This window comes from Thauera aminoaromatica (assembly GCF_000021765.1).
Classification (GTDB): Bacteria; Pseudomonadota; Gammaproteobacteria; order Burkholderiales; family Rhodocyclaceae; genus Thauera; species Thauera aminoaromatica.
This window is the reverse complement of the sequence record NC_011662.2, coordinates 3,955,870-3,977,667: the sequence shown is the minus strand read 5'-3', so window position 1 is coordinate 3,977,667 and position 21,798 is coordinate 3,955,870. Positions and strand designations below refer to the sequence as shown.

Annotated in this window: 16 protein-coding genes; 9 read left to right on the top strand and 7 right to left on the bottom strand. The window is 70.1% G+C overall.

What is annotated here, in order from left to right:
• Window positions 1-5: 5 nt before the first annotated feature.
• Genes coaD through TMZ1T_RS17500 form a run of 4 tightly spaced genes read right to left on the bottom strand, consistent with a single transcriptional unit; the run spans window position 6 to window position 3,869 of the window.
• Window positions 6-494, bottom strand: a complete 489-nt coding sequence (gene coaD, locus TMZ1T_RS17515; protein ID WP_004308339.1) for a pantetheine-phosphate adenylyltransferase — start codon at window positions 492-494, stop codon at window positions 6-8.
• Window positions 491-1,030 carry a 16S rRNA (guanine(966)-N(2))-methyltransferase RsmD gene (gene rsmD / locus TMZ1T_RS17510; protein ID WP_012586042.1) on the bottom strand — a complete coding sequence of 180 codons (540 nt, stop codon included), beginning with the start codon at window positions 1,028-1,030 and terminating at the stop codon, window positions 491-493. The genes coaD and rsmD overlap by 4 nt, the downstream gene beginning before the upstream one ends.
• On the bottom strand, window positions 1,027-2,430 hold the full coding sequence (locus tag TMZ1T_RS17505; RefSeq protein ID WP_012586041.1) for a M16 family metallopeptidase: 1,404 nt from the start codon (window positions 2,428-2,430) through the stop codon (window positions 1,027-1,029). Before TMZ1T_RS17505 ends, rsmD begins: the two co-directional genes overlap by 4 nt.
• Before the next feature lie 26 nt (window positions 2,431-2,456).
• Window positions 2,457-3,869, bottom strand: a complete 1,413-nt coding sequence (locus TMZ1T_RS17500) for a M16 family metallopeptidase (RefSeq protein WP_012586040.1) — start codon at window positions 3,867-3,869, stop codon at window positions 2,457-2,459.
• 164 nt (window positions 3,870-4,033) lie between these two features.
• Here TMZ1T_RS17500 and ftsY point away from each other — a divergent pair, with 164 nt between their 5' ends.
• The 7 genes from ftsY (at window position 4,034) to TMZ1T_RS17465 (ending at window position 13,331) form a co-directional block, all read left to right on the top strand.
• Window positions 4,034-5,419, top strand: a complete 1,386-nt coding sequence (gene ftsY / locus TMZ1T_RS17495; RefSeq protein ID WP_012586039.1) for a signal recognition particle-docking protein FtsY — start codon at window positions 4,034-4,036, stop codon at window positions 5,417-5,419.
• Window positions 5,416-6,114 (top strand): cell division ATP-binding protein FtsE, encoded by a 699-nt coding sequence (locus TMZ1T_RS17490; RefSeq protein ID WP_004299311.1) that lies wholly within the window; start codon window positions 5,416-5,418, stop codon window positions 6,112-6,114. The genes ftsY and TMZ1T_RS17490 overlap by 4 nt, the downstream gene beginning before the upstream one ends.
• Window positions 6,111-7,007 carry a permease-like cell division protein FtsX gene (ftsX, locus tag TMZ1T_RS17485; RefSeq protein WP_004299309.1) on the top strand — a complete coding sequence of 299 codons (897 nt, stop codon included), beginning with the start codon at window positions 6,111-6,113 and terminating at the stop codon, window positions 7,005-7,007. Before TMZ1T_RS17490 ends, ftsX begins: the two co-directional genes overlap by 4 nt.
• A 232-nt stretch (window positions 7,008-7,239) precedes the next feature.
• Complete coding sequence (gene ahpC, locus TMZ1T_RS17480) at window positions 7,240-7,803, top strand: alkyl hydroperoxide reductase subunit C (RefSeq protein ID WP_004299307.1); 564 nt, start codon at window positions 7,240-7,242, stop codon at window positions 7,801-7,803.
• A 131-nt stretch (window positions 7,804-7,934) separates the two neighbouring features.
• On the top strand, window positions 7,935-9,494 hold the full coding sequence (gene ahpF / locus TMZ1T_RS17475; protein WP_012586038.1) for an alkyl hydroperoxide reductase subunit F: 1,560 nt from the start codon (window positions 7,935-7,937) through the stop codon (window positions 9,492-9,494).
• A 137-nt stretch (window positions 9,495-9,631) separates the two neighbouring features.
• A complete protein-coding gene (locus TMZ1T_RS17470; RefSeq protein ID WP_004299304.1) occupies window positions 9,632-11,512 on the top strand; it encodes an ABC transporter ATP-binding protein in 1,881 nt (626 codons plus the stop codon).
• Between the two features lie 67 nt (window positions 11,513-11,579).
• Window positions 11,580-13,331 (top strand): diguanylate cyclase domain-containing protein, encoded by a 1,752-nt coding sequence (locus TMZ1T_RS17465; RefSeq protein WP_004299302.1) that lies wholly within the window; start codon window positions 11,580-11,582, stop codon window positions 13,329-13,331.
• A 105-nt stretch (window positions 13,332-13,436) separates the two neighbouring features.
• On the opposite strand, the gene ggt is transcribed toward TMZ1T_RS17465, so the two are convergent.
• The 3 genes from ggt to TMZ1T_RS17450 all read right to left on the bottom strand — a co-directional run bounded on the left by ggt (window position 13,437) and on the right by TMZ1T_RS17450 (window position 18,192).
• Window positions 13,437-15,176 carry a gamma-glutamyltransferase gene (ggt, locus tag TMZ1T_RS17460; RefSeq protein ID WP_012586037.1) on the bottom strand — a complete coding sequence of 580 codons (1,740 nt, stop codon included), beginning with the start codon at window positions 15,174-15,176 and terminating at the stop codon, window positions 13,437-13,439.
• A gap of 416 nt (window positions 15,177-15,592) precedes the next feature.
• Window positions 15,593-16,789 carry an acetate/propionate family kinase gene (locus TMZ1T_RS17455; RefSeq protein ID WP_012586036.1) on the bottom strand — a complete coding sequence of 399 codons (1,197 nt, stop codon included), beginning with the start codon at window positions 16,787-16,789 and terminating at the stop codon, window positions 15,593-15,595.
• A complete protein-coding gene (locus tag TMZ1T_RS17450) occupies window positions 16,786-18,192 on the bottom strand; it encodes a bifunctional enoyl-CoA hydratase/phosphate acetyltransferase (protein ID WP_012586035.1) in 1,407 nt (468 codons plus the stop codon). The genes TMZ1T_RS17455 and TMZ1T_RS17450 overlap by 4 nt, the downstream gene beginning before the upstream one ends.
• A 278-nt stretch (window positions 18,193-18,470) precedes the next feature.
• Between TMZ1T_RS17450 and glmU the strand changes: the two genes are divergently transcribed.
• Window positions 18,471-19,832: a bifunctional UDP-N-acetylglucosamine diphosphorylase/glucosamine-1-phosphate N-acetyltransferase GlmU gene (glmU, locus tag TMZ1T_RS17445; protein ID WP_004299296.1), complete on the top strand. Its 1,362-nt coding sequence runs from the start codon at window positions 18,471-18,473 to the stop codon at window positions 19,830-19,832.
• A 71-nt stretch (window positions 19,833-19,903) separates the two neighbouring features.
• Entirely contained in the window at window positions 19,904-21,730 is a 1,827-nt protein-coding gene (gene glmS, locus TMZ1T_RS17440; RefSeq protein WP_012586034.1) for a glutamine--fructose-6-phosphate transaminase (isomerizing), read from the top strand.
• Window positions 21,731-21,798 lie beyond the last annotated feature (68 nt).

Below are 21,798 nucleotides of genomic sequence, written 5' to 3'. Positions count from 1 at the left end.
TGCGTTTACTTTGATTTGAGTCTTTCCTGCAGCCGTGCGAGCACCCTGGGCTGCACGAACTTGCTCACGTCGCCGCCGAGGCGGGCGATCTCCCGCACCATCGTGGCGGAGATGAACATGAATTCTTCACCGGGCGTCAGGAACACCGTCTCGACGTCCGGATAAAGCTTGCGGTTCATCCCTGCCATCTGGAATTCGTATTCGAAGTCGGATACCGCACGCAGCCCGCGGATGATCACGCGCGCATCCTGCTGCTGGAGGAACTCCATCAGCAGGCAGTCGAAGCCGACCACTTCGACGTTGGGAAAGGCTGAGACGGCATCGCGTGCGATGTCGACCCGGTCCTCCAGTCCGAAGATCGGGTTCTTGCTGTTGCTGCGCGCGACCGCGACGACGACCTTCTCGAACAGGATCGAGGCGCGCCGCACGAGATCCTCGTGGCCGCGGGTGAACGGGTCGAAGGTGCCCGGATAGACCGCGATCGCTTCCTTCATTCCTCGCTCCTGCGCATGAGATGGAAATGGACCTGCCCGGCGCGGCCCTGCTTGACCGCGCGCCATGCGCCGAGGCTGTCCACGGCGACTTCGGATTCGACATAGAGCCATCCCTCGGGACGGACCAGCCGGTCCAGCCAAGGCGACACCCGCTCGATCCAGCCCTGCTTGTAGGGCGGATCGAGGAACACGCCGTCGAAACGCTGCGGCGTGGATTGCGCGAATCTTACCGCATCGCCGCGCACGATCTCTACTTGCGCCGCCTGTAGGGTCTTTGCCGCCTTGTGCAGTGCGTCGAGCGCGCGCGCGTCGTGCTCGACCAGGACGACGCGGGCGGCGCCGCGTGAGGCGGCCTCGAAGCCGAGGATGCCGGTGCCGGCGAAGAGGTCCAGGCAGGCGTGGCCGTCGAGGTCCTGGCCCAGCCAGTTGAACAGGGTCTCGCGCACGCGGTCGGGCGTCGGGCGCAGGCCTGGCACCGAGGCCACGTCGAGCAGGCGCGAGCGCCACTGTCCGCCGACGATGCGGACCCGGCTCACTGCGCGGCTTCCGCGGGGGGCGTGGTGGACGCACCCGCCGCCGCGGGACGGTCGCCGTCGCCGCCGGCGATCACGGTGACGAGCTGTTCCGGGCGGATGCGGCGTTGCCAGGCCGCGCGCACCGCGGCGACGTCAACCGCGGCGACCTGCTGCGGGTAGCGCTCCAGCCAGTCGAGCGGCAGGCGGTAGAAGCCGATCATCGACACGTAGTCGAGCAGCTTGGCGTTGGAGTCGAGACGCAGGCCGAAGCCATTGATCAGGTTGTCCTTGGCGGCCTGCAACTCCTCGGCGCTGGGGCCGTCGGCGAGGAAGCCCGCGAGCGTCGCCCGCACCACCGCGAGCGCTTCCTCGGCCTGGCTTCCGCGCGTCTGCAGGCCGATCTGGAAGGGGCCGGCGACCTGCTGTGGCGACAGCGCGCTGTACACGCTGTAGGCAAAACCGCGCTTCTCGCGTACCTCGGCGGTCAGCCGCGACACGAAGCCGCCACCGCCGAGCACGTAGTTGCCCACCAGCAAGGGGAAGTAGTCGGCGTCCTCGCGCGCCATGCCGGGCTGGCCGACGAGGATGTGGGCCTGCGCCGAGGGGTGCGGGATGCGGAAGACCTGCGCCGTCGTCGGCGCGGGTGTCGGCAGCGGCGCGGCGGCGTCGGTTGCGGGCAAGCCTTCGGTGAGGCGGATCGCGATGCGCTCGGCGGCGGCGCGGTCCACGTCGCCGACGATCGCCACCGCGGCGCGCTTGGCGCCGTAGTGCAGGCGGTGGAAGGCGACCAGGTCCTCGCGCCCGATCGCGGCGAGCGACTCCGGCGTGCTGTCGTGGCCATAAGGGTGGCCGGCGTAGAGCGCGGCGTTGAACTGGCGCGCGGCGAGCGTGGCGGGCTTGGTCAGCGCCTCGCGCAGGCCGGCGATCGCGCGGCTGCGCTCGCGCTCGAGCACCGCGGCGGGAAAGTCGGGGCGGGCGAGCAGGGTGGCGGCGAGCTCGACTGCGGCGTCGAGCTCGGCGGGCGAGGACAGGCTGCGCAGCGCCATGCTGGCGCGGTCGTTGTCGGTGCCGCCGGAGAGCTCGATGCCGAGATCGGCCTTGCGGTCGGCGATGGTCTGCTCGTCGAGCCCGCCGGCGCCGGCGTCGAGCAGGGCCTGGGTCATGCTCGCCAGCCCGGCCTTGCCTTCGGGGTCGAGCGCGCCGCCGGCAGCGAAGGAGATCTGGATGTCGACCAGCGGCAGCGCGCGGCTCTCGACGAAGTGCACCCGCGCGCCGGTGGGCGCGGTCCATTCGACGATCTCGGGGGCGGCGAGCGCGCCGGCCGCCGCGCCGGCACCAAGTACGAACGCGGCGGTGCGCAGGAGATGGAGGCGGCGGGGGCGGGTGGGGGAGCGCTCGAGGCTGGGGGTTTCTGCGGTCATGGCGGGTATTTCGTGGGCGTTGCGCTTCAGTGGCGCGGGGCGGCGAAGGACGAGCGCGGGCGCTTGTCGCCGAGCGGCTGCGGATCGAGGCGGGCGGTGTTGAGGCTGGCGTCGTCGAAGTAACGCTTCGCTACCGCCTGCACCTCCTCGGCGGTGACCGCGCGCAGGCCATCGAGCAGCTTGTCCTCGTCGCGCCAGGACAGGCCCGCGGATTCGAGGTGGCCGATCTCCATCGCCTGGCCCATCAGCGAGTCGCGCTTGTACACCTGGGCGGCGATCGCCTGCGTCTTCACGCGCGCGAGCTCCGCGGCGCTGATGCCTTCGTCGGCGATACGGCGCAGCTCGGCGCGCAAGGCCTCGGCGAGCGCCTCCGGGCTGGTGCCGGCGGCGGGCACGCCGTGCAGGTAGAACAGCGCCGGGCCGCGGTTGCCGGTGTCGTAGCTGGCACCGACGCTGACCGCGATGCGCTGGTCGCGCACCAGGCCGCGGGTGAGGCGGGCGCCGTCGTAGCCGTCGAGCACGGCGGCGAGCACGTCGAGCGCGAAGGCCTCGCGGTCGTTGGCGGGATCGCGCAGCGCGGGCACGTGCCAGGCCATGGCGAGATAGGGCAGTTCGGCGGGGGCCTTCACCGTCGAGGCGCGCGGGCCGCGTTGCGCCGGTTCGGGGGAGATGCGGCGGGCGGGCAGCTCGCCGGCGGGGAGGGCGCCGTAGGTCTGCTCGGCGTGGCGGAACACCTCGCGGTGGTCGACGTCGCCCACGACCACCAGGTACGCGTTGTTGGGCGCGTACCAGCGCCGGTACCAGGTGCGCGCGTCTTCCGGCCGCATGGCCTCGAGGTCGGGCATCCAGCCGATCACCGGGCGGCGGTAGGGGTGGGCCTGGTAGGCGGTGGCCATCAGCTGCTCGAACACGAGCGCGCGCGGCTGGTCGTCGGTGCGCAGGCGGCGCTCCTCCTTGACCACCTCGATCTCGCGCGCGAACTCCTCGTCGGTGAGCACGAGGTTTTTCATGCGGTCGGCCTCGAGCGCCATCATCGCCGGCAGGTGGGCGGGCGGCACCTGCTGGAAGTAGGCCGTGTAGTCCTTGCCGGTGAAGGCGTTGTCGCGCCCGCCGACGGCGGCCACGCGGCGGTTGAACTCGCCCGGGCCGACCTCCCTCGTGCCCTTGAACATCATGTGCTCGAGCACATGGGCCACGCCCGAGACGCCGTCCGGCTCGTCCATCGCACCCGTGCGGTACCACACCATGTGCACCACCGAGGGGGCGCGGCGGTCCTCCTTGACGATCAGCTTCATGCCGTTGGCGAGCGTGGTCTCGAAGGGGTTGGCGAGGACGGGCGGGGCGAGCGCGGCGGAGAGCGTCGCGCCGAGGAGGAGCCCGCGTGCGAGGCGGCTTCCGGGCAGGCGGGCGAGGCGGAGGGCGGGGGGGAGGCGAAACATGGAGTTGTCCTGCATCTGTTAGAATCCGCGGCACTCCGCGAGGCCCGCTGCGCATGGCGCAGCCAGTGCCGGGGAGCCGCATCTTAGCGTGATCGGCGGTGCGCGCCCATGCTTGCCGGGCCGCGTGCGCCGACGCAAAACGTCCCCTCTGACCCGAGCGTTTCATGTTTGGTTTCCTGAAGAAGAAGTTCGGCAAGTCTGTCGACGAGGCCAGGCCCGCCGAGCAGGCTGCCGAGGAGCAGACCGCCTCCGAGGTCCGCGCCGAAGACCTCGCCGGCGCGCCGGCGCCGCAAGCGCCCGCGGAGGCCTCGGTGGCCGAGGCTGCGCGTCGCGACGCGGCGGAGATCGACGCGACCGCAGAGCCCGTCGAGCCCGCTGCGCTGCCCGAATCCCCTGCGCAGCCGGCCGCCGAGGCGGCGGCCCTTGCCGAGCCGGAGCCCGCTGCGCAGGCGCCAGCCGAAGCCGTGCCCGAGCCGCAGCCGGAACCCCCGGGCGAGTCGACGCCCGAAGCCCCCGTCGCGGTCGAGCCGGCGATCGAAGCCGAACCCGAAGCCGAGCCGGAGCCGGAGCCGGAGCCGTCCGCCGCCGCCGCGGTCGCGAAGAAGTCGTGGACCGAGCGCCTCAAGGCCGGCCTCGCGCGCACTCGGAACCAGATCGGCGGAGGGCTGGCGAGCCTGTTCGGCCTGCGCAAGATCGACGAGGACCTGCTCGAGGAGCTCGAATCCACCCTGCTGATGGCCGACTGCGGCGTCGACGCCACCCAGCACCTGATCGACGACCTGCGCCGGCGCTGGAAGCGCGACCGCCTGGAGACCGCCGACCAGCTGCAGAAGGCGCTCGCCGACGGCCTGCACGAGATCATCGCGCCGCTCGAAGCGCCGCTCGAGGTCGCAGGTCATCGCCCCTTCATCATCATGATCGCGGGCGTCAACGGCTCCGGGAAGACGACCTCGATCGGCAAGCTGGCCAAGTACTTCCAGGCCCATGGCAAGAGCGTGCTGCTCGCCGCGGGCGACACCTTCCGCGCCGCCGCGCGCGAGCAGCTGATGACCTGGGGCGAGCGCAACAACGTCACCGTGGTGGCGCAGGACAGCGGCGACGCCGCGGCGGTGATCTTCGACGCCATCAACGCCGCACGTGCGCGCAAGATCGACGTCGTGCTCGCCGACACCGCCGGCCGCCTGCCCACCCAGCTCCACCTCATGGAAGAGATCGCCAAGGTGCGCCGGGTGATCGCCAAGGCCGACCCGAGCGGGCCGCACGAGGTGCTGCTGGTGCTCGACGCCAACATCGGCCAGAACGCGCTCGCCCAGGTGAAGGCCTTCGACAAGGCGATCGGCGTCACCGGCCTGGTGGTCACCAAGCTCGACGGCACCGCCAAGGGCGGCGTGCTGGCGGCGATCGCGCGCCAGTGCCCCAAGCCGCTGCGCTTCATCGGCGTCGGCGAGGGCATCGACGACCTGCAGCCGTTCAAGGCGCGCGAGTTCGTCGATGCGCTCTTCGAGCCGGGTGCCGGTGCGGTCAAGGCGGGAGCGGAAGCGCGCAGATGATCGTCTTCGAGGACGTGGCCAAGCGCTATGCGGGCGGCTACACGGCGCTGGCGGGCGTCAGCTTCGAGATCCGCCATGGCGAGCTGGTCGTGCTCTCCGGCCATTCCGGCGCGGGCAAGAGCACGCTGTTCAAGCTCATCCCGGTCATCGAGCGCCCGACCGCCGGTCGTGTGCTGATCAACGGTCAGGACGTGTCGCACCTGCCGCGCACGGCCATCCCCTACCTGCGCCGCAACCTCGGCCTGGTGCTGCAGGAGAGCCGGCTGCTGTTCGACCGCAACGTCTACGACAACGTGATGCTGCCGCTGGTGATCACCGGCCACCCCGCGGCCGACGCCGCGAAGCGGGTGGCGGCCGCGCTCGAGCGCGTGGGCCTGGACGGGCGTGGCAAGGAGATGCCGGCGGGTCTGTCGGGCGGCGAGCAGCAGCGCGTGGCGATCGCGCGCGCGATCGTCAACCGGCCGTCGATCCTCATCGCCGACGAGCCCACCGCCCACCTCGACCCCGCCTACGCCGCCGACATCGCGGCACTGTTCCGCTCCTTCAACCAGGCCGGCGTCACCGTGCTCGTGTCCACCCACGACGCCAGCCTGTTCGCCGCCAGCCGGCCGCGCCGGCTCGTGCTGGCCAAGGGGCAGCTGGTCGAGGACTCGCGCCCGGGCGGACGGCCGGCGCAGGAGGAGGTTGCGGCGTGATCAACTGGTTCTACCTGCACCTGCGTGCGATCCGTCACGCACTGCACCGGCTGGTGTCGCAGCCCGTAGGCACCCTGCTGTCGGCACTGGTGGTCGGCATCGCGCTGTCGCTGCCGGGCGGCGGCTACCTGCTCCTCGACAACCTCGGCTCGCTGGCGCGCGGCGTCTCCGGCACGCCCGAGATCAGCCTGTTCCTGGACATGAACGCCGGCGCGGCCGAGGTCGCCGCGATCGAGCAGCGCCTGAAAGGCGAGAGCGAACTCGCCAGCTACCGCTTCGTGCCACGCGACGAGGGCTTGCGCCAGCTCGAGGCTGCAGGCCTGGGCGACGTGCTCGGCGGGCTCAAGGCCAACCCGCTGCCCGACGCCTTCGTGCTCGCGCCGCGCCGCGAGGATCCGGCGCTGTTCGAGCGCATGGCCGAGCGCATGCGCTCCTGGCCCAAGGTGGCGCACGTGCAGCTCGACTCGGCCTGGGTCGAGCGCCTGCATGCGCTGCTCGGGCTTGGACGTTCGGCGGTGCTGATGCTCGCCGGCCTGCTCGGCTTCGCGCTGGTGGTGGTCACCTTCAACACCATTCGCCTGCAGATCCTCACCCAGCGCCAGGAGATCGCGGTGAGCCGGCTGCTCGGCGCCACCGATCCCTTCATCCGCCGCCCCTTCTACTGGTTCGGCGGCCTGCAGGGCGCCCTCGGCGGTCTCGTCGCGCTCGGCACCATGGCGCTCGGCATCGAGGCGCTCGCCGCCCCGGTGGCGCGGCTCGCCGAGACCTACGGCGCCGTCTTCGCGCTGAGCGGGCCCGAGCCCGAGGCCAGCCTGGCGATCGTCGCCTTCGCGGCCTTCCTCGGCTGGCTGGGCGCGGCGATCTCGGTGCGGCGGCATCTCGCCGGCACTTGAACTTTCGTCATCCGTCCCCAATTACACTCGATCGTCGTTTGCACGCTGCCCGCGGACGTTGTCCCGGGCGGTGGCGGCGCGATCGACGATGCACTCCGGTAATCGCGAGTCCATAGGGACCTCCAATCGACTGGATCTCCATAATCAATTAGAGCAATTCAAGGAACCGGTCTAAACTTTGCTCCATCGAGTTGCACCGAACCGTTCCAACAACCCTTCTGGAGGATTACAGATGTCGCTGATCAACACCCAGGTTCAACCGTTCAAAGCCCAGGCCTTCCACAACGGCAAGTTCGTCGAAGTCTCCGATGCGAGCATGAAGGGCAAGTGGTCCGTGGTGATCTTCATGCCGGCCGCCTTCACCTTCAACTGCCCGACCGAGATCGAGGACGCGGCCGAGCACTACGCCGAGTTCCAGAAGGCCGGCGCAGAGGTCTACATCGTCACCACCGACACCCACTTCTCGCACAAGGTCTGGCACGAGACTTCGCCGGCCGTCGGCAAGGCCAAGTTCCCCCTGGTCGGCGATCCGACCCACCAGCTGACCCGCGCCTTCGGCGTGCATATCGAGGAAGCCGGCCTGGCCCTGCGCGGCACCTTCGTGATCGACCCGGAAGGCGTCATCAAGACGATGGAAGTGCACGACAACGCCATCGCCCGTGACGTGACCGAGACCGTGCGCAAGCTCAAGGCCGCCCAGTACGTCGCCTCGCACCCGAACGAAGTGTGCCCGGCGAAGTGGAAGGAAGGCGAAGCCACGCTGGCCCCGTCGATCGACCTGGTCGGCAAGATCTAAGGCACTGCTGCACCTTTCCCCGGACCGCCGTGGTCCGGGGCGCAAGCTCCGCAGCCGGCCACGCGCCGGCTGCGTCGTATCCGGACTGCCGTAAACAGCGGCGGTCGCAAAACAGAAGGGGAGTGACCATCATGCTGGACGCCAACATCAAGACTCAACTGAAAGCCTACCTGGAGCGGGTGACGCAGCCGATCGAGATCGTGGCGTCGCTGGATGATGGTCCGAAGTCGAAGGAACTGCTCGAGCTGCTGCACGACGTCACCGAGCAGTCGAAGCTGATCACCCTGGTCGAGCGTCGCGATGACGACGAACGCAAGCCCTCGTTCTCGGTCGGACCGCGCGGCGGCGAGGCGCGCGTGCGCTTCGCAGGCCTGCCCATGGGCCACGAGTTCACCTCGCTGATCCTCGCCCTGCTGCAGGCCGGCGGCTACCCGCCCAAGGTCGAGGCCGAGGTGATCGAGCAGATCAGGAACCTCGACGTCGAGCTGAACTTCGAGACCTACATCTCGCTGTCCTGCCACAACTGCCCGGACGTGGTGCAGGCGCTCAACCTGATGGCGGTGCTCAACCCGAAGATCCGCCACACCATGATCGATGGCGCGCTGTTCCAGAAGGAAGTCGAGGAGCGCCAGATCATGGCGGTGCCGACGGTGTACCTGAACGGCGAGGAGTTCGACCAGGGCCGCCTCGAGCTCGGCCAGATCCTCGCCAAGGTCGACACCGGCGCCGCGGCGCGCGACGCCAGGAAGCTCTCCGAGAAGCCGGCCTTCGACGTGCTCGTCGTGGGGGGCGGACCGGCCGGCGCGGCGGCGGCGATCTACGCCGCGCGCAAGGGCATCCGCACCGGCGTGGTGGCCGAGCGCTTCGGCGGCCAGGTCATGGACACGCTGGCGATCGAGAACTTCATCTCGGTGAAGTACACCGAAGGCCCCAAGCTGGTCGCCAGCCTGGAGGAGCACGTCAAGGAATACGAAGTCGACGTCATGAACCTGCAGCGCGTTGCCGGCGTGGTGCCGGGCGAGAACCTGCACGAGGTGAAGATGGAGAACGGCGCCAGCCTCAAGGCCAAGACCGTGATCGTCGCCACCGGTGCGCGCTGGCGCGAGATGAACGTGCCCGGCGAGAAGGAGTTCCGCGGCAAGGGCGTGGCCTACTGCCCGCACTGCGACGGCCCGCTGTTCAAGGGCAAGCGCGTGGCGGTGATCGGCGGCGGCAACTCCGGCGTCGAGGCCGCGATCGACCTCGCCGGCGTGGTCGCCCACGTGACCCTGCTCGAGTTCGCCGACGACCTGCGCGCCGACGCCGTGCTGCAGAAGAAGCTCTACAGCCTGCCCAACGTCAGCGTGATCAAGAGCGCGCAGACCACCGAGGTCACCGGTGCCGACAAGGTGAATGGCCTGGTGTACAAGGATCGCAAGACCAACGCCGAGCACCGTCTCGAGCTCGAAGGCATCTTCGTGCAGATCGGCCTGCTGCCCAACACCGACTTCCTCAGGGGCACGCTCGAACTGTCGCGCTTCGGCGAGGTGATCGTGGACGCCAAGGGCCAGACCTCGGTGCCGGGCATCTTCGCCGCCGGCGACTGCACCACGGTGCCGTACAAGCAGATCATCATCGCCATGGGCGAAGGTGCCAAGGCTTCGCTGTCCGCCTTCGACCACCTGATCCGCAGCAGCGCGCCGACCATGTAAGCCCGGCCCGCCGCCCTCCTGCGCGGGTGGCGGCAGCCGCGAACCCCGCCCCGCCACGCGCGGGGCTTTTTGCTTTGCCGCGGGCACCCGCGGCCCATCCGGCCGGTCACAGGCCGGACCCATCACGGAGAGCCGCCGTGCCTTTCAGCTGGTTCGAACGCCGCGTCGACCCCTATCCCGAAGCCGCCCCCGGCCCCGCGCCGCGCGGCTTCTTCGCCTTCCTGTGGGCGGGCACCGAGGGCATGCGGCCCTTCATCCTCGGCATGATGCTGCTCACCGCGACCATCGGCGCCTTCGAGGCCCTGCTGTTCGCCATGCTCGGCCGCGTGGTCGACTGGCTGGCCGCGGTCGAGCCCGCGCGCCTGTGGGCGGACGAGGGCGGCACCCTGCTGCTGCTCGCGGCCATCATCCTCGGCAGCATCGTGCTGGTGGCGGTGCAGACCCTGCTCAAGCACCAGAGCCTGGCGGGCAACTTCCCGATGCGGCTGCGCTGGCGCTTCCACCGCCTGATGCTCGGCCAGAGCATGAGCTTCTACCAGGACGAGTTCGCCGGCCGGGTGTCGGCCAAGGTCATGCAGACCGCGCTCGCGGTGCGCGACACCTGCCTGATCCTTACCGACATCCTGGTGTTCGTGAGCATCTACTTCTTCACCATGACCGCGGTGGTGGCGAGCTTCGACGCCTGGCTGCTCGCACCCTTCCTCGGCTGGCTGGCGCTCTATGTGCTGGCGCTGCGCTGGTTCGTGCCGCGCCTGTCGAAGGTGTCGCGCGCCCAGGCCGACGCGCGCGCGCTGATGACCGGGCGCATCACCGACGCCTACACCAACATCGCCACCGTCAAGCTGTTCTCCCACGCCGGCCGCGAGGCCGGCTACGCGCGCGGCGCGATGCAGGAGTTCCTCGGCACCGTGCATGCGCAGATGCGCCTGGTGAGCGGCATCGAGATCGTCAATCACAGCCTGTCGATGGGGCTGATCCTCGCCACCGGCGGCACGACGCTGTGGCTGTGGAGCCAGGGCGAGGTCGGGGTCGGCGCGGTGGCGGCGGCGACCGCGATGGCGCTGCGCCTGAACGGCATGTCGCACTGGGTGATGTGGGAGATGGCCTCGCTGTTCGAGAACGTCGGCACCGTGCAGGACGGCATCAACACCTTGTCGCGCCCGCATGCGGTGGTCGACCGCAGCGACGCCAAGGCGCTGGTGGTGAGCCGCGGCGAGGTGCGCTTCGAGCGGCTCGTGTTCGCCTACGGCGCCACCGGGCCGCAGGCGCGGCGGGTGATCGACGACTTCACGCTGACCATCCGTCCGGGCGAGAAGATCGGCGTGGTCGGGCGCTCGGGCGCGGGCAAGTCGACCCTGGTGAACCTGCTGCTGCGCTTCTACGATCTCGAGCAGGGCCGCATCCTGATCGACGGCCAGGACATCGCCGGCGTGACGCAGGACAGCCTGCGCGCGCAGATCGGCATGGTCACCCAGGACACCTCGCTGCTGCACCGCTCGGTGCGCGACAACATCCTCTACGGCCGCCCCGACGCCACCGACGCCGACATGATCGCCGCCGCGAAGCGGGCCGAGGCGCACGAGTTCATCCTCGGCCTTACCGACCCCAAGGGTCGCAGCGGCTACGACGCCCACGTCGGCGAGCGCGGCGTGAAGCTCTCCGGCGGCCAGCGCCAGCGCATCGCGATCGCGCGCGTGATGCTGAAGGACGCGCCCATCCTGCTGCTCGACGAGGCCACCAGCGCGCTCGACTCCGAGGTCGAGGCCGCCATCCAGGCCAGCCTGTATCGCCTGATGGAAGGCAAGACCGTGGTGGCGATCGCGCACCGCTTGTCCACCATCGCGGCGATGGATCGCCTGGTGGTGATGGACAAGGGCCGCATCGTGGAGGAGGGCGACCACCACAGCCTGCTCGCCCGCGGCGGCCTCTATGCGCGGCTGTGGGCGCACCAGAGCGGCGGCTTCCTCGGCGAGGAGGCCGAGGACGGCACGCCGCTTCATCCCGCCTGCCCGGCGTGAGGAAAGGTGTCACGCTTCCATGCGCGCTTTCTCCATAGAATGAAGCATGACCACCGGAGGCGATGACATGGCGTCGGAGTCCGCATCCGGCGATGCGCATCCCCTGCGCGTCGTCGCGCTCATCTACCTCTGCGGCGCGCTGCTGTTCGGAACGTTGCTGGTGCTCGAATGGCGGCTGATCGACCGCAGCGTCGTCGCGATCGCCCGCGAACGCGGTGCGGCGCTGTTCTCGCTGATCCAGACCACCCGCGAGTGGAACGCCAGGCATGGCGGGGTGTATGTCGTGGTGGACGAGAGCACCCAGCCGAACCCTTGGCTGAAGCACCCGGCGCGCGACCTGCAGACCACCGACGGCGTGCGCCTGACCATGGTCAACCCGGCCTACATGACGCGGCAGATCGCCGACCTCGCCCTGCACGCGGAGGGCGCGCGCCTGCACCTCACCAGCCTCAAGCCGATCCGACCCGAGAACCGTCCCGACGCCTGGGAGGCGATGGCGCTCGCGCGATTCGAGGCCGGCGAGACCGAGGTGCTGGCGCTGGTGGAGGGCGGCGGCGAGGGCGGAAGCGGCCCGGCGCATCGCTACATGGCACCCTTGCTGGTGCGCGAGCCCTGCCTGCAGTGTCATGCAGAGCAGGGTTACCAGGTGGGAGACATCCGCGGCGGCATCTCGGTGACGATGCCTGCCGAGGTGCTGATCGCCCGGCGCGATCAGCTGCGCATGCGCGCGGTCTTCGTCTATCTGCTCGCCGGGCTGCTCGCCGCCGGCCTGATGCACGGCCTGCTGCGTGCCAACCGGCGCCATGTCGTCCAGGTGCGGCGGATCAACGCCGAGCAGGAGCGTCTGATCGAGCGGCGCACCGTCGAACTCGCCGAGGCCAACCGCCGCCTCGCCGGGGAGGTCGACCTGCACCGGCGCAGCGAGCAGCGCCTGGCGGCGAGCGAGTCGCGCTACCGCGCGATCTTCGACAGTGCCGCCGAGGGCATCATGCTGCTCGACGCCGCGCTGCGCATCGTCCAGGTGAACCCCGCCTTCTGCGAAATCACCGGCTACGCGGCCGAAGAAGTCCTCGGCCGCAAGCCGTCCATGCTCGGCTCGGGGCGCCACGACCGGGCCTTCTTCCGCGAGCTCCTCGCCACGCTGGCCGCCGCCGGACGCTGGCAGGGCGAGGTATGGAACCGGCGCAAGGACGGCGACCTGTACGTGCAGTGGATGTCGGCGGTGCGGATCGGCGAGGCCGACGCGCCCGAGGGCTTCGTCGCCACGATGACCGACATCACCTCGCGCAAGCAGACCGAGGAGAAGCTGCGCTTCCGCGCCAACCACGACGCGCTCACCGGCCTGCCCAACCGCCGCCTGTTCGAGGATCGGCTGCAGTCGGCGATCGCCAGCGCGCTACGCCATGGCGAGCGTTTCGCGCTGATGCTGGTCGACCTCGACCACTTCAAGGGCGTCAATGACCGCTTCGGCCACCTCGCCGGCGACGCGCTGCTGGTCGAGGTCGGCCGCCGCCTGGAACTGTGCGTGCGCGCCTCCGACACGGTGGCGCGCCTGGGCGGCGACGAGTTCGCGGTGATCCTCGGCGAGGTCGGCGGCCGCGAGGATGCCGCCGAGGTGGCCGAGCGCATCTGCGCCGCCATGGCCTTGCCCTTCGAGCTCGGCGAGGGCGTCGCGCACATCGGCGCCTCGGTCGGCATCGCCCTCGGTCCGCAGGACGACGCCGACGCCGGGGAACTGCAGCGCCGCGCGGACGCCGCGCTCTATGCCGTCAAGCACGATGGCCGCGGCGGCTTCCGCTTCCACGGCGAGCCGGCCTGAAGGTTCGGTTTCGACAAGGACGCCGGCCCTGCAGGCGCCCCCGGCAGGCCGCGGCCGCGATTCGCGCCGCGCGGCCTGGTCTTCGCGCCCGGGCCGGTGCCCGCCTCACTGCTTCTGCACGATCGCGCTGCCGCCGCCGTGGCGCAGCGGCTCGCTGACCGCGGTCACCGTGCCGTCGGGGTTGAAGCGGATGGCGTTGGCGGCGCCGATCTGGTCGGTCTCGCGCCACTTGTGGCCCTTCGCCTCCAGCGCCTTGGCCTGCTCGCTGCCCGGGAAGCCAAGCAGGGTCTCGACCAGGGTCGTCTCGCCGTTGCGCTGGCTCATGCGCGGGGCGGCGAGCGCGTCGGCCAGGCTCATGCCCAGGTCGACGTGATTGACGATGGTCTGCAGCGCGGTGGTGATGATGGTCGAGCCGCCGGGCGAGCCGATCGTGAACGCGGGCGCACCGTCCTTCAGCACGATGGTCGGGCTCATGCTCGAGCGCGGGCGCTTGAAGGCCTCGGGCAGGTTGGGGTGGGGGCCGCTGAAGTCGAAGTCGGTGAGCTCGTTGTTGAGCAGGAAGCCGCGCCCCGGCACCACGATGCCGCTGCCGCCCCAGTCCTCGATGGTGAAGGTGTAGGCGACCACGTTGCCCTCGCGGTCGGACACCGTGAGGTGGGTGGTATGCATCGACTCCTGCGCGAGCGGCTTCGGCTGCGGGCGCAGCGGCACCGAGCGGTCGTCCTCGAAGGGGTAGGGATCGCCCGCCGCGACCTTGCCCGGCGCCGCGCCGGCGCCGATCTGTTTCGCACGCTCGCGCGCGTAGGCCTTGGACAGCAGGCCGTCCCTGGGCACATCCACGAACTCCTCGTCGGCCACGTAGGCGTTGCGGTCGGCGAAGGCCAGGCGCGAGGCCTCGAGGTAGAGGTGCTCGATCTCGGCGCGCGGCTTGCCGGCGAGGTCGAAGGTCTCGAGCAGGTTGAGTGCCTGCGCGATCGCGATGCCGCCGCTCGAGGGCGCGGGCATGCCGTGGATCTCGTAGCCGCGATAGGTCGAACGTATCGGCGGACGGATGCGCGCCTCGTAGTCCTTGAGGTCGGCCATGGTGAGGCCGCCGGCGATCACGCTCGTGCCGGGCGTGACCGGCGGGTGGTTCACCGCCGCCACCATGCTCGCCGCGATCGCGCCCTCGTAGAAGGCCTTCACCCCGCCGCGCGCGATGTCGCGGTAGGTCTGCGCGAGCTCGGGGTTGCGGAAACGCGTGCCCACCGGCAGCGCCTTGCCATCCTGCAGGTAGAGCGCCGAGGCGGTGGAGAAGCGCGCGAACTTGGCCTCGTTGATCTTGTTGATGCGGTGGAAGTTGGGGCCGACCGCGAAGCCTTCTTCGGCCACGCGGATGGCGGGCGCGAGCACCTTGTCGAAGCCCATCGTGCCGTAGCGCGTCAGCGCTTCGTGCCAGCCGCGCACGGTGCCGGGCACCCCGACCGAGATGCCGTTGGGCACGGTGGCCTTCCAGTCCAGCTCCTTGCCCTCGGCGTCGAGGAAGACGCCGGGGTGGAAGCTCGCCGGGGCCACCTCGCGGTGGTCGATGGCGATCACGCGCCGGTCTTTCGCGGAGTAGATCAGCATGAAGCCGCCGCCGCCGATGCCGCAGCTGAACGGGTCGGTGACGCCGAGCGCGGCCGCCGCGGCCACCGCGGCGTCGATGGCGTTGCCGCCGGCGTCGAGGATCTGCATCGCGGCCAGGCTGGCCTCGTGCGAGATGGTGGCGACCGCGCCGCCGTGGCCGGTGTCGACCGGCTGCTTCGCCAGGGCGCCGAACGCCGCCATCATGAGCGCGGTGGCGAGGAGGGTTTGCCTTTTCATGGTGTGCTCCGTCGTGCTGGGGAGCATGACGGTAGCACCGGGCGCAGGGTATGCCCAAGGCGGGAATACCCGGGTGGATTGGGGCGAAAGGATCGCGCGGGGAGGGCGGACTGCGCGGGCCGAGAGGCCGCGATCGCGACTTGCGTCGCTCCCACAGCGCCCCCGACCCCCGTACCCGCATGCGGGGCGTAGGAGCGACGCAAGTCGCGATCCGGCGGGGTCTTGTAGGAGCGACGCGAGTCGCGATCCGGCGGGGTCTTGTAGGAGCGACGCGAGTCGCGATCCGGCGAGGGTCTTGTAGGAGCGACGCGAGTCGCGATCCGGCGAGGGTCTTGTGGGAGCGACGCAAGTCGCGATCCGGCCGATGGATGAAGCGCGGCGCGCCGGCGCTGGCCGATGCGCGCCGCCCGCGCCGCCTACAGCCCCAGCGTCTCCGCCGTGTAGCGCGCGATCATGCGCTCTTCGTTGGTCGGCACCACGGCGACCGCGACGCGGCTGGCCGCGGTGTCGATGCGGCGGGCGTGGTCGGCGTTGGCGGCGGGGTCGACCTCGATGCCCATCCACGCCGCCAGCGCGGCCACCTTCTCGCGCACCGGCGCGGCGTGCTCGCCGATGCCGCCGGTGAACACCAGCGCGTCCAGCCCGCCCGCCGCCGCAGCCAGCGAGCCGAGCTCGCGCGCGATGCGGTAGCAGAACAGGTCCACCGCTTCCTTGGCCTCGGGGGCGTCGGAGGCGAGCAGGGTGCGCATGTCCTGGCTGATGCCCGACACGCCGAGCAGGCCCGATTCCTTGTACAGCAGGCTGGTGAGCGCCTTGGCGTCCATGCCCTTCTGCTCCATCAGGTAGAGCATCACGCCGGGGTCGAGGCTGCCGGTGCGGGTGCCCATCATCAGGCCCTCGACCGCGGTGAAGCCCATCGTCGACGCGACGCTGCGACCGTCGCGCAGCGCGCACATCGACGCGCCGTTGCCGAGGTGGGCGATCACCACCGCGCCGCGGGCGCGCTCGCCGACCACTTCCGGCAGCTGGCGCGCGACGTAGTCGTAGGACAGGCCGTGGAAGCCGTAGCGCTTGATGCCCTCGGCCGACAGCCTGCGCGGCAGCGCGAAGGCCTGCGCGACCGCCGGCTGGGTGCGGTGGAAGGCGGTGTCGAAGCAGCCCACCTGCGGCACCTGGGGCATCAGCCCGGCGACCGCGCGCACCGCGCGCAGGTTGTGCGGCTGGTGCAGCGGGGCGAGCGGCACGAAGGCGTCGAGCGTGCGCAGCACCGACTCCTCGAGCCGGGTCGGCGCGCTGTAGTGCTCGCCCCCATGCACGATACGGTGGCCTGCGGCGACGATGTCGACCGTCGGGTTGTGGCGCGCGAGCAGCGCGAAGACGTGCTCGAGCGCGTCGCGGTGCTGCTCAGCCTGACTGCCGCCGGTGACGACGGGCTCCTGGATGCGCTCGCCGGTGGCGGTCTTGAAGCTGACTTCGGGCCTGGCGCCGATGCCCTCGACCTGGCCGGACACCGCCGGCGCGGCGGCGACGCGCCCGCTGTTGGAGGCCTCGAGCGGATAGAGGGCGAACTTCAGGCTCGACGAGCCCGCGTTGAGGACGAGGACGGCCTTCATGCCTTCAGGGCCTCGCGCTTCTTGTGGGCCATCAGCTGCACCACGGCGCACGACGCGGTGCGCGTCTCGGCGGTGTCGGCACGGCTGGTCAGCACGATCGGCACGCGCGCGCCCAGCACCACGCCGGCCATCAGCGCGTTGGCGAGGTACTCGAGCTGCTTGGCGACCATGTTGCCGGACTCGAGGTCGGGCACCACCAGGATGTCGGCGTTGCCGGCCACGACCGACTTGATGCCCTTGGTCTTGGCGGCGACCAGCGACACCGCGTTGTCGAAGGCGAGCGGGCCGTCGAGCAGGCCACCCTTGATCTGGCCGCGGTCGGCCATCTTGCACAGCGCGGCGGCGTCGATCGTCGAGCGGATCTTCGAGGTCACGGTCTCGACCGCCGACAGGATCGCCACCTTGGGTTCGGGCAGGCCGAGGATGTGGGCGAGCTCGATCGCGTTCTGGATGATGTCGACCTTATCCTCGAGCGTGGGCTCGATCATGATCGCCGCGTCGGTGATCATCAGCGGGTGCGGGTAGGTCGGCACGTCGGCGAGGAAGACGTGGCTGATGCGGCGGCCGGTGCGCAGGTGCTTGATCACCTGGCTCATCATCTCGTCGGTGTGCAGCGAGCCCTTCATCAGCGCCTCGGCGCCGCCGTCGCGGCACAGGGCGACGGCAACCTCGGCCGAGGCGTGGCTGTGTTCGGTGTCGACGATGCGCAGGCCCTTGATGTCGATCTCATGTTCTTCGGCCACGGCGCGGATGCGCGACTCGGGGCCGACCAGGATCGGCTCGACCAGGCCGGCGCGTGCCGCCTGGACCGGGCCGAGCAGGGATTCGCGGTCGCAGGGGTGGGCCACCGCGATCGGGATCGGCGACAGGCCGGCCGACACCGACAGCAGGTGGCGGTAGCGCAGCTCGCGGTCGGACACGGTGACCTCGGGCAGCACGACGCGTGCGCGCGAGATCTTCTCGGTCGGCGCCATCACCTCGGCGATGCCGTCGATCACCTTGAGACCGTCCTGGTTCACCGCCAGGCAGTCGAAGATGATGTGGTGGTTGTGCTCGAACTTTTCCTTGCAGGTGACCGTGATCGTCAGCGTGTCGCCGATCGTGATCGGGCGCCAGAAGTTCAGCCCCTGCGACACGTACACCGTGCCGGGGCCGGGGAACTCGGTGCCGAGCACGGTGGAGATGAGCGTGCTGCCCCACATGCTGTGGCCGACGACCTCGCGGAACTGGCTGGAGCGTGCGTATTCGAGATCGACGTGGGTCGGGTTGACTTCGCCGGACATGGCGGCGAAGAGGTGGATGTCCTCGGGGCGCAGCGTACGCACCAGCTGGGCGAAGTCGCCCACCTGGATCTCGTCGAAGGTGCGGTTCTGGATCATCGCTTGTGCGGCAGGAGCTTTCATGGCAACTCTCGTTCTTGGGTGCATTGCAACACGCGATTCTAGACCTTGTATGTGACTGAAACATGCGCTAAAACGATCGAATTGTGCAATGCGTCAATCAGGCGCGCGTTTTGTCGCGGCGGGGGTGATCTTTCATGCCCGCACCATGCGTTTGCTCACGATCGACCGTCGTGGTCGCGTGCTAGACTCCGCGCGTTTTCGGAACTGCGCGGGCGCGGATGCGGTCGGTCGCGCACCCGGAAGCGGTCGAATTTCCCCATTTCGCCACGGAATCAACCATGCAAGTCGTCGTTCTCGCTGCCGGCCAGGGCAAGCGCATGCGCTCGGTCCTGCCCAAGGTCCTCCAACCCATCGCCGGCAAGCCGATGCTGGCCCACGTGCTCGATGCCGCCCGCACGCTCGACGCCCAGCGCGTCTGCGTGGTGTACGGCCATGGGGGTGAAGTGGTGCGCGAGCGCCTCGATGCCGTCGACCTGGCCTGGGCGCGGCAGGAGCCGCAGCTCGGTACCGGTCATGCGGTGCAGCAGGCGCTGCCCCACCTCGACGACGAGCACGTGGCCCTGGTGCTGTACGGCGACGTGCCGCTGATCGGCGTGCCCACGCTGCGCCGCCTGGTCGCCGCCGCCGGCGACGCGCGCCTGGCGCTGCTCACCGTCGAGATGGACAACCCGACCGGCTACGGCCGCATCCTGCGCGACGCCGCCGGCAAGGTGGTGCGCATCGTCGAGGAGAAGGACGCCTCCGACGCGGAGCGCAAGGTGCGCGAGGTCAACACCGGCATCCTGGTCGCCCCGGTCCGCCACCTGCGCGCCTGGCTCGGCCGCATCGGCAACGACAACGCCCAGGGCGAGTACTACCTCACCGACATCATCGGGCTGGCCGTGGCCGACGGCGTCGAGGTGACGACCGTGCAGCCCGACGCCTTCGCCGAGACGCTGGGCGTCAACAACAAGATGCAGCTCGCCGAGCTCGAGCGCATCCACCAGGGCAACATCGCCCGCCGCCTGATGGAAGAGGGCGTCACCCTGATCGACCCGGCGCGCATCGACGTGCGCGGCACGCTCACGGTCGGGCGCGACGTCGAGATCGACGTCAATTGCGTCTTCGAAGGCGAGGTCGAGCTCGGCGACGGCGTACGCATCGGTGCCAACTGCGTCGTCCGCGACGCCCGCATCGGCGCCGGTACCCGGCTCGAGCCCTTCAGCCACGTCGACAGCACCACCATGGGCCAGGCCTGCGTGATCGGGCCCTACGCCCGCACCCGCCCCGGCACCGTGCTCGGCACCGACGTGCACCTGGGCAACTTCGTCGAGATCAAGAACAGCGTCATCGCCGACCACTCCAAGGCCAACCACCTCGCCTACGTGGGCGACGCCGACGTCGGCAGCAAGGTCAACATCGGCGCCGGCACCATCACCTGCAACTACGACGGCGCCAACAAGCACCGCACCATCATCGAGGACGAGGTCTTCATCGGCTCCGACACCCAGCTCGTCGCGCCGGTGCGCGTGGGCCGCGGCGCCACCCTGGGCGCCGGCACCACGCTCACCAAGGACGCCCCCGCCGGACAGCTCACCGTGTCGCGCAGCAAGCAGATCAGCCTCGAACACTGGAAGCGCCCGGTCAAGCAGCCGCGCTGAGCCCCTCCGCCAGCCGATCCGCCCGCCCCGCCCTCCGCACCGAATCCAAAGACCGACAAGGAAGCCCCGCCATGTGTGGCATCGTCACCGCAATCGCAACCAACAACGTCGTCCCGGTCCTGCTCGAGGGCCTGCGCAAGCTCGAGTACCGCGGCTACGACTCGGCCGGCCTCGCCGTGCTCGCCGGCGAGCTCACCCGCCTGCGCTCCTGCGGCCGCGTGGCCGAGCTCGCCGCGCTCGCCGATGCGCGCCAGCTCTCCGCCCACATCGGCATCGCGCACACGCGCTGGGCCACCCACGGCGTGCCCTCCGAGCGCAACGCCCACCCGCACATCTCGGGCGGCCTCGCCGTGGTGCATAACGGCATCATCGAGAACTTCGAATCCATCAAGGCCGACCTGCAGGGCAAGGGCTACGTCTTCGAGTCCGAGACCGACACCGAGGCCATCGCCCACCTGGTCCACTACAAGCTGCAGGCCAACACCGACCTCTTCGAGGCCGTGCGCCAGGCCACCAACGAGCTCGTCGGCGCCTACGCCATCGGCGTGGTCGCCGAGGCCGACCCCTTCCGCGTCATCGTCGCGCGCCGCGGCTCGCCGCTGCTGCTCGGCATCGGCGAGGACGGCATGTACGCCGCCTCCGACACCGCCGCGCTGCTGCAGGTCACGCGCAAGATCGTCTATCTGGAAGACGGCGACCTCGCCGAGCTGCGCCGCGACAGCTACATCGTGATCCGCTCCGACGGCAGCCCGGTCGAGCGCGAGGTGCACATCTCCAGCCTGTCGGCCGACGCGGTCGAACTCGGCAAGTTCCGCCACTACATGCAGAAGGAAATCTTCGAGCAGCCGCAGGCCCTGGCGCAGACGCTGGAGCTGATCGCCGGCGGTGCCGGCATCACCCCGCAGCACTTCGGCGCGCGCGCGGGCGAAGTCTTCGACGGTGTGCGCCGCGTGCTCGTGCTCGCCTGCGGCACCAGCTACCACGCCGGCCTGGTCGCGCGCTACTGGATCGAATCCATCGCCAAGCTGCCGGTCACCGTCGAGATCGCCAGCGAATACCGCTACCGCGAGTCCGTCCCCGACCCCGACACCCTGGTCGTGGTCATCTCGCAGTCGGGCGAGACCGCCGACACCCTGGCCGCGCTCAAGCACGCCAAGGCGCTCGGCATGCAGCGCACGCTGGCGATCTGCAACGTGCCCGAATCCGCCATCGTGCGCGAGACCGCGCTGCGCTTCATCACCCGCGCCGGCCCCGAGATCGGCGTCGCCTCCACCAAGGCCTTCACCACCCAGCTCGCCGCCTTCGCGCTGCTCACGCTCGCGCTCGCCAAGATCAACGGCCGCCTGTCCGCCGAAGACGAGGAGCGCCGCCTCGCCGCGCTGCGCCACCTGCCGGTCGCGGTGCAGAAGGTGCTCGAGCTCGAGCCCGAGATCGAGCAGTGGGCGCAGCGCTTCGCCGGCAAGGAGCACGCGCTCTTCCTGGGCCGCGGCAGCCACTGGCCGATCGCCATGGAAGGCGCGCTCAAGCTCAAGGAGATCTCCTACATCCACGCCGAAGCCTACGCCGCCGGCGAGCTCAAGCACGGCCCGCTCGCCCTGGTGGACAAGGACATGCCGGTGATCGCCGTGTCCCCGGCCGACGAGCTGCTCGAAAAGCTCAAGTCCAACCTGCAGGAAGTCCGCGCGCGCGGCGGCGAGCTCTACGTCTTCGCCGACGCGGGCAGCGAGATCCCCGAGTCGGAAGGCGTGCACATCCTGCACATGCCCGAGCACTACGGCATGCTGTCGCCGGTGCTGCACGTGATCCCGCTGCAGCTGCTGTCGTACCACGCGGCGCTGGTGAAGGGGACGGACGTGGATAAGCCCCGCAACCTCGCGAAGTCGGTCACTGTCGAGTGAAGACGTAGTACTTGATATCCGGTATCACATGATCCATATTCAGGTCGTCATGTGATACCGGAGCCGCC

Excerpts from the sequence above, each read along its gene's own strand:
- coaD (WP_004308339.1), bottom strand. The coding sequence starts at position 494 with ATGAAGGAAGCGATCGCGGTCTATCCGGGCACCTTCGACCCGTTCACC.
- TMZ1T_RS17505 (WP_012586041.1), bottom strand. The coding sequence starts at position 2,430 with ATGACCGCAGAAACCCCCAGCCTCGAGCGCTCCCCCACCCGCCCCCGC.
- TMZ1T_RS17500 (WP_012586040.1), bottom strand. The coding sequence starts at position 3,869 with ATGTTTCGCCTCCCCCCCGCCCTCCGCCTCGCCCGCCTGCCCGGAAGC.
- ftsY (WP_012586039.1), top strand. The coding sequence starts at position 4,034 with ATGTTTGGTTTCCTGAAGAAGAAGTTCGGCAAGTCTGTCGACGAGGCC.
- TMZ1T_RS17490 (WP_004299311.1), top strand. The coding sequence starts at position 5,416 with ATGATCGTCTTCGAGGACGTGGCCAAGCGCTATGCGGGCGGCTACACG.
- ahpC (WP_004299307.1), top strand. The coding sequence starts at position 7,240 with ATGTCGCTGATCAACACCCAGGTTCAACCGTTCAAAGCCCAGGCCTTC.
- ahpF (WP_012586038.1), top strand. The coding sequence starts at position 7,935 with ATGCTGGACGCCAACATCAAGACTCAACTGAAAGCCTACCTGGAGCGG.
- TMZ1T_RS17465 (WP_004299302.1), top strand. The coding sequence starts at position 11,580 with ATGGCGTCGGAGTCCGCATCCGGCGATGCGCATCCCCTGCGCGTCGTC.
- ggt (WP_012586037.1), bottom strand. The coding sequence starts at position 15,176 with ATGAAAAGGCAAACCCTCCTCGCCACCGCGCTCATGATGGCGGCGTTC.
- TMZ1T_RS17455 (WP_012586036.1), bottom strand. The coding sequence starts at position 16,789 with ATGAAGGCCGTCCTCGTCCTCAACGCGGGCTCGTCGAGCCTGAAGTTC.
- TMZ1T_RS17450 (WP_012586035.1), bottom strand. The coding sequence starts at position 18,192 with ATGAAAGCTCCTGCCGCACAAGCGATGATCCAGAACCGCACCTTCGAC.
- glmU (WP_004299296.1), top strand. The coding sequence starts at position 18,471 with ATGCAAGTCGTCGTTCTCGCTGCCGGCCAGGGCAAGCGCATGCGCTCG.
- glmS (WP_012586034.1), top strand. The coding sequence starts at position 19,904 with ATGTGTGGCATCGTCACCGCAATCGCAACCAACAACGTCGTCCCGGTC.